The organism is Vibrio ulleungensis (assembly GCF_016900875.1).
Lineage (GTDB): Bacteria > Pseudomonadota > Gammaproteobacteria > Enterobacterales > Vibrionaceae > Vibrio > Vibrio ulleungensis.
On record NZ_JAFEUM010000012.1, the window covers coordinates 73,481 to 79,939 of the forward strand.

Sequence of the window (6,459 nt, forward strand, 5' to 3'; positions counted from 1 at the left end):
GCTAATGCGTTAAGTGCTGGCCAACATCCCGTGTGAGTAGTGATGAGTTCTAAAATTGATCCCGCTTTATTTGGTGCTCATGAGCACGCTTTAGATAATCAGGCCTGCCCTCAATGCCACGAGGGAACGCTGACATTAAAACACGGTAAACGTGGTCCTTTTCTTGGCTGCAATCGCTATCCCGATTGTGACTATATCCATTCGTTGAATCATAATGACGGCCACATCGTGAAGCCTTTAGGCGTTGCCTGTCCAAAGTGCGAGAATGAATTGGTGTTGCGCCAAGGTCGCTATGGCATGTTTATAGGCTGCAGCGCTTATCCACAGTGTCAGCATATCGAGTCACTAGATGCCCCCAAAGAGCAGGTTGAAGCGACAGTATCTTGCCCAGAATGCGCTGAAGGAACGTTAACTGCGAGGCGCAGTCGTAATGGAAAGACCTTTTACGCCTGTAACGCCTATCCAAAGTGCAAGTTTGCCGTAAACTTCCCGCCGGTTGTGGGTCAGTGTCAAGAGTGCGGCTACCCGTTGTTGGTGGAAAAAAAGCACTCATTGGCGTGTGCTAGTCGTGGTTGCCAAACTAAGCAAGAGAACTAAGCAAGGCAGTTAAACTGTACAAAGAATGTAAAAGAAACGGGTTCATCAACTGATGAACCCGTTTTTATTTTCAGACCATTTTCATTGCTTTGGTTGGTATAAGGTGCTTTAACACCGGAAACGCATCGTTGTCCAAGATAGCGGCGACGTGTTTAAGTTGGCTATCAAGCTCCGCTTTGGTTTGGCCACATAGATTAATGTGCCCCATCTTGCGACCTGCTCTCTTTTCTTTTCCATACCAATGAATGTGGCAATCAGCCAGTGCTAACAAAGAGTTAGGTACACTGTCTTCACCCAAAATGTTTATCATTGCGGTAGGTCGTATGCATTCTGTCGATCCTAAGGGAAGTCCACAGACTGCTCGAATATGGTTTTCAAACTGACAGGTGATGGCACCTTGCTGAGTCCAATGTCCTGAGTTGTGAACTCTAGGTGCGATCTCATTGACCAACAGCTGTCCATCAACATCAAAAAACTCGAGCGCTAGTACGCCAACGTAATCTAAAGAGTCCGCGACAGCCTCGAACATCTGCTTGGCTTGCAGCTGGAGCTGAGGCTCGTCAATCGCGGTGGACAGTGTTAACACGCCATCAGTGTGAACATTTTCGGCCAGTGGGTACACTTTGACTTCACCGGTGGTGCTTCTTGCGCCGACTAAAGATACTTCTCGTTGAAACGGAATAAAGGCTTCAGCCACGATCGCTTGGGCGGGTGACTCTGAGATACACTGCTGCATCTCTTGCCAAATAGCGTCCATTTGCGCGCGCTCTTTTAAACGCCATTGGCCTTTTCCATCGTAACCGCCTAGGGCACTTTTGAGCACCATAGGGAGGCCAACGGTGGCAACCGCCGCATCAAAATCTTCACGGGTATTGATGATGGCATAAGGGGCGTTTTTGACCTTAGCATCATCAAGCAGTGATTTTTCTATTCTTCTATCGCCACCGGCTTTTATCGCCTTGGTGGTTGGATAGAATTTTCCACTTTGTTCGCATAAATCGAGAACATCGTGAGGGATGTGTTCAAATTCTGCTGTGATCACATCCGCAGAGGCAATAGCATCAACCAATCCATGTCCTAACACGGCCTGCGTAAGCGGGTGAACGATGTTTTCACTGCCAACATCAAAGGCTTTGATGTCGATGTTAAGTGGTGCAACGGCCAGTGACATCATTCGTGCTAACTGACCGGAACCCAACACTAAAACTTGAGCTGTGGTTGAAGCCATGATGCTTAGTCCTCTGCAGGGTTTGGATTAGCGAGAACAGTTTCCGTCTGTTTTGCTCGGAACTCTTCTACTTTGCTCATTACTTGCTCATCAAAAGTACCGATGATTTGAGCCGCCAGTAGACCAGAGTTAGCCGCGCCCGCTTCACCTATCGCTAGTGTCCCAACCGCAATACCTTTAGGCATCTGAACGATAGAGTATAGAGAGTCCATACCACTCATGGTGCGTGATTGAACTGGAACACCAAGTACTGGCAGGCTAGTAAAAGCGGCTGTCATACCTGGAAGGTGTGCAGCACCTCCTGCCCCTGCAATGATTACTTTTAGGCCACGTTCTTTTGCAGAACTGGCGTAGTCGGCAAGGAGTTGTGGAGTACGGTGCGCTGAAACCACTTTGGTTTCGTACTCTACACCGAAAGTATCCAGCATCTCAGCGGCCAGCTTCATGGTTGGCCAATCAGATTTCGAGCCCATAATAATACCGACTTTCATTTACCTACCTCTTTAATCTTTTATCTGCGAAGGGGAATTTGCGCGCATTATACGACTGTTTTTGCTTTAGGAAAACGTTTGCGTCAACTTGTTTCAGATTTTTCATTTGAGCAATGAAAACGATTCGCAGTACACTAAGGGTCGTTTTATCGCTCAAATAGGGAATGCAGTGATCGATTTACAAGCCGCCATTGAGGCGCTTAATAATGGGGGCGTGATTGCTTACCCAACGGAAGGTGTGTTTGGTGTTGGATGTGATCCCGACAATCAACAGGCATTAGAAAGCCTTTTAAATATTAAGCAGCGCGATCCTAGTAAAGGGTTAATCCTTATCGCGTCGTCATTTGAGCAGTTAATGCCATACGTCGACCTTAGCCAAGTGACCTCCGAACAGCTAGAGCGCGCAACTCGCACTTGGCCTGGGCCTTTTACTTGGGTTATCCCAGCCTCAGAGCGTTTGCTCTCCCTTGTGAGTGGGCAGTTTGATTCTGTCGCTGTCAGAGTGACGGATCATCCGTTGGTTATTGAGCTGTGTGAACAGTTTGGAAAACCGATTACATCCACCAGTGCTAATTTGAGCGGGCAACCCGCATGTATCACCTACCAAGAGGTGGAACAGCAACTGGGTGATACCGCTGTCGTCATTGTTAAAGGGCAGACAGGCGGTCGTCAGGGGCCAAGCGAGATTCGAGATATCCTAACATCGACCACTTTGAGGCAGGGGTAGTATGCAGTCATCACAACAAGCAATAGATATCCAAGCGGTAAAGCAGTTTTTACTTGGGCTGCAAGACACCATCTGTGAAGCGTTAGAAAAGGTGGATGGTGTTGGAACCTTTGAGCAGGAAATCTGGTCGAGAGAGCCAGGGGAGAGACTCGGTGGCGGCGGTCGTACTCGAGTGATGACCAATGGGCATGTGTTTGAGCAAGGAGGAGTTAACTTCTCTCATGTTGAAGGCAAGAGCATGCCAAAATCTGCGACAGCTCACCGACCAGAGCTGGAGGGACGTCGATATCAAGCGATGGGCGTTTCGTTAGTCATGCATCCGCATAACCCTTATGTCCCGACATCGCACGCCAATGTTCGATTCTTTGTCGCCGAAAAAGAAGGGTGCGACCCTATTTGGTGGTTTGGCGGAGGCTTCGACCTTACACCTTTTTATCCGTTTGAGCAGGACGCACAGCACTGGCATGATGTGGCGAAGAGCGTGTGTGAGCCTTTTGGTGATTCTGTCTATGACGAGCATAAGAAGTGGTGCGACGAGTATTTTTATCTACCTCACCGAGATGAAACTCGTGGTGTAGGAGGTCTGTTTTTTGACGACCTGAATCAGTGGCCGTTTGAGCAGTGTTTTGCGTACATGCAAGCGGTGGGTTTGGGTTATATCGACGCTTATGTCCCTATTGTTGAACGACGTCATCAAACCGCCTTTTCCGATCGTCAACGTCAGTTTCAGCTATATCGACGCGGGCGCTATGTCGAGTTTAATTTGGTGTATGACAGAGGCACTTTGTTTGGATTGCAAAGTGGTGGGAGGACTGAATCAATATTAATGTCGATGCCCCCATTGGCACGTTGGGAATACAACTATCATCCCGACGATGGCAGCGAAGAAGCCCAACTGTACGACTACTTAACACCAAGAGCTTGGTAAACAATTGAGCAAAGCACCCAAACAGGGTGCTTTTTTTCGTTGAACACTAATGATAGGGTCATACATGACTCGACAATAACGACAAGGATTAAATAGGTCATGTCTGACAACAGCCAACACTCCACTCAATCAGCAATGTCACAAACCAGTGTGGATCAATACAAGGTCTATGGAAGCCCTATCAGTCAGAGTAAATCACCTTTTATTCATACGTTATTTGCGCGTCAGACAAATCAATCCCTCTCTTATACCGCTTGTGAACCGAAGAATGACGACTTCGTTGGCGAAGTAACGCAGTTTTTTGCTGAAGGTGGCAGGGGGTGCAACATCACCATGCCGTATAAAGAAGAGGCTTTCGAGTTTGCCAATCAACTTACGGATCGAGCAAAACGAGCGGGCGCGGTTAATACACTGAAAAAGCTCGATGATGGCAAGATTCTTGGAGACACCACCGACGGTGAGGGGCTAGTACAAGACCTGCTGCAATACAATACTGTGCTGCAAGGGGCGAACATTTTGCTTATTGGCGCTGGAGGTGCGGCGCGAGGTGTGATCCAACCTCTGCTCGAACAGTCTCCATTGAGTTTAACGATAACCAATCGAACTTATGAAAAAGCGCAACAGCTTCAACAGGTGTTTGCCGATATAGGGCCCGTAATCAGCCAACCATTAGATCAAATTAACCAAACCTTTGATGTGGTGATCAATTCAACTTCGACCAGTTTGTCCAACAGTCTGCCTCCGGTGTCTTCAGCTATCTTTGGCCGTCAGACCGTTGCATACGATATGGTTTATGGCAAAGGCGTCACCACATTTAACCAATGGGCACTCGATAATGGGGCCGCTCACGCTTTTGATGGTCTAGGGATGCTAGTGGGCCAGGCAGCAGAAAGCTTTATGCTTTGGCGTGGTATTCGACCAGGAGCGAAACAGGTCTTGCGAGAGCTACGTAAGAATCTACAGGCCTAATTTATAAGACTCACTCAATCACCTTGGAACTAAAGACATGAATCAATCGATACTATTTGGTGATGAGCTGCGCTGGGACGAACAGCAACGCTGTGTCATCTTCATGGCCCAATCTATGGGGGCGTTATTGGAATGTATTGTTCCAGCCGAGTTACTTGAGGAACTTGCTGGCAAGCCTGTGGTTGAACAAACAGAAGGGTTTTCGGTATTCAACCAGTTTCGATTCGATTTAGAAGAGACAGCGGAACAGTTAATAGAAGATGAAGACTACGACTCGCAAGGACGAGTCGTAGTAAATACGCTGAATTAGTTTAAATCGTGTACTTCTTCAATATAGTCATTTTTGTTTTGCACATAGTTGTCGGCCGATTTCTGTAAAAAGGCACGCTCTTGCTCTTTTAGAGGCCTAGCTTGTTTTACTGGGCTACCCACATACAAAAAACCGCTTTCAAGAACTTTGCCTGGTGGTACTAGACTACCAGCCCCAATCATCACGTCATCTTCGATGATTGCAGCATCCAGAATAATAGCCCCCATACCAACTAATACTCGGTTACCAATGGTGCAGCCATGAAGCATGACTTTATGGCCAACAGTGACATCGTCTCCAATAATGAGAGGGTAACCATTGGGGTTGTCGACATTTTTATGAGTGACGTGGAGTACACTGCCGTCCTGAATGTTCGAGCGGGCACCAATCTCAATATGATTCACATCACCGCGTGCCGCCACCAATGGCCAAATACTGGCATCATCACCTAGTGTAATATCTCCAACTAATACAGAACTGCTATCTATATAGACGTTGCGGCCAACTTTAGGGCTTATCCCTTTATAGCTTCGTAGTGAACTCATCGTTTTACCCATCCAAATGCACGTGTTTGTAGGTTCTAGTGTACATAAACATAGCAAAAAAGCCCGTCAATGGCGCTTTTATGTGCAAGTGCACTTTTTTCTGGAAAAAGTGCAATAAAACACTTGCCAATGTGATTCGGATCTCTATAATGCCGCCTCACTGACACGGTAGAGCGCACAACGCTTCAGCCGCATCAGTAGGCCAAGTGGCTGAGTCATTTGCACAATTTCGATTCGAAAATACGCTTCGAAATAAAAAGCAAAAAAGTGTTTGACACTGAGACTCAAATCGCTAGAATGGCCGTCCACTTCGAGGGAGACCTCAGTGGCGTTCGAAAGAACAACGCTCTTTAACAATATAAACCTATCAATCTGTGTGGGCACTCGTTGATGATAATCAAAATAGATTCCTCGGAATCAACTTGATTTCAATGAACCGAGTGACCAATACGAATAGCAACTTCTTTCGGGAATGAGTTATTTGGCACAGTCAATTCATTATCGTTCTGTTGGAACGATAATAGCTTTAAAATTACATAGTAGTTTTGAAGTCAGTATTCATTGAGTCACAAAAAACTTTAAATTGAAGAGTTTGATCATGGCTCAGATTGAACGCTGGCGGCAGGCCTAACACATGCAAGTCGAGCGGAAACGACAACATTGA

8 protein-coding genes and 1 rRNA gene are annotated in these 6,459 nt (G+C 46.8%); 6 read left to right on the forward strand and 3 right to left on the reverse strand.

The genetic code is table 11. The annotated features are described in order from the left end of the window. Positions 1-42: 42 nt before the first annotated feature. On the forward strand, positions 43-597 hold the full coding sequence (locus JQC93_RS19450; protein ID WP_205159995.1) for a DNA topoisomerase family protein: 555 nt from the start codon (positions 43-45) through the stop codon (positions 595-597). A gap of 70 nt (positions 598-667) precedes the next feature. Here the strand turns inward: JQC93_RS19450 and JQC93_RS19455 are convergent, their stop codons facing one another. Beyond that, complete coding sequence (locus JQC93_RS19455; RefSeq protein WP_205159996.1) at positions 668-1,825, reverse strand: 5-(carboxyamino)imidazole ribonucleotide synthase; 1,158 nt, start codon at positions 1,823-1,825, stop codon at positions 668-670. 5 nt (positions 1,826-1,830) lie between these two features. Then, positions 1,831-2,316, reverse strand: coding sequence for a 5-(carboxyamino)imidazole ribonucleotide mutase (purE, locus tag JQC93_RS19460; protein ID WP_084884538.1), 486 nt, complete (start codon positions 2,314-2,316; stop codon positions 1,831-1,833). Between the two features lie 169 nt (positions 2,317-2,485). Between purE and JQC93_RS19465 the strand changes: the two genes are divergently transcribed. From JQC93_RS19465 to JQC93_RS19480, 4 genes are all read left to right on the forward strand, one after another. Then, complete coding sequence (locus JQC93_RS19465; protein ID WP_084884552.1) at positions 2,486-3,043, forward strand: L-threonylcarbamoyladenylate synthase; 558 nt, start codon at positions 2,486-2,488, stop codon at positions 3,041-3,043. 1 nt (position 3,044) lies between these two features. Next, on the forward strand, positions 3,045-3,971 hold the full coding sequence (gene hemF, locus JQC93_RS19470) for an oxygen-dependent coproporphyrinogen oxidase (protein WP_205159997.1): 927 nt from the start codon (positions 3,045-3,047) through the stop codon (positions 3,969-3,971). Positions 3,972-4,070: 99 nt separating this feature from the next. Further along, positions 4,071-4,940, forward strand: a complete 870-nt coding sequence (aroE, locus tag JQC93_RS19475) for a shikimate dehydrogenase (protein ID WP_408068620.1) — start codon at positions 4,071-4,073, stop codon at positions 4,938-4,940. Between the two features lie 37 nt (positions 4,941-4,977). Beyond that, positions 4,978-5,250 carry a DUF1488 family protein gene (locus JQC93_RS19480; RefSeq protein ID WP_205159998.1) on the forward strand — a complete coding sequence of 91 codons (273 nt, stop codon included), beginning with the start codon at positions 4,978-4,980 and terminating at the stop codon, positions 5,248-5,250. On the opposite strand, the gene JQC93_RS19485 is transcribed toward JQC93_RS19480, so the two are convergent. Next, on the reverse strand, positions 5,247-5,795 hold the full coding sequence (locus tag JQC93_RS19485; RefSeq protein ID WP_205159999.1) for a gamma carbonic anhydrase family protein: 549 nt from the start codon (positions 5,793-5,795) through the stop codon (positions 5,247-5,249). The genes JQC93_RS19480 and JQC93_RS19485 overlap by 4 nt on opposite strands. 580 nt (positions 5,796-6,375) lie before the next feature. On the opposite strand from JQC93_RS19485, the gene JQC93_RS19490 reads away from it, so the two are divergent. Further along, positions 6,376-6,459: ribosomal RNA gene (locus JQC93_RS19490) — 16S ribosomal RNA — on the forward strand; the annotation flags it as partial.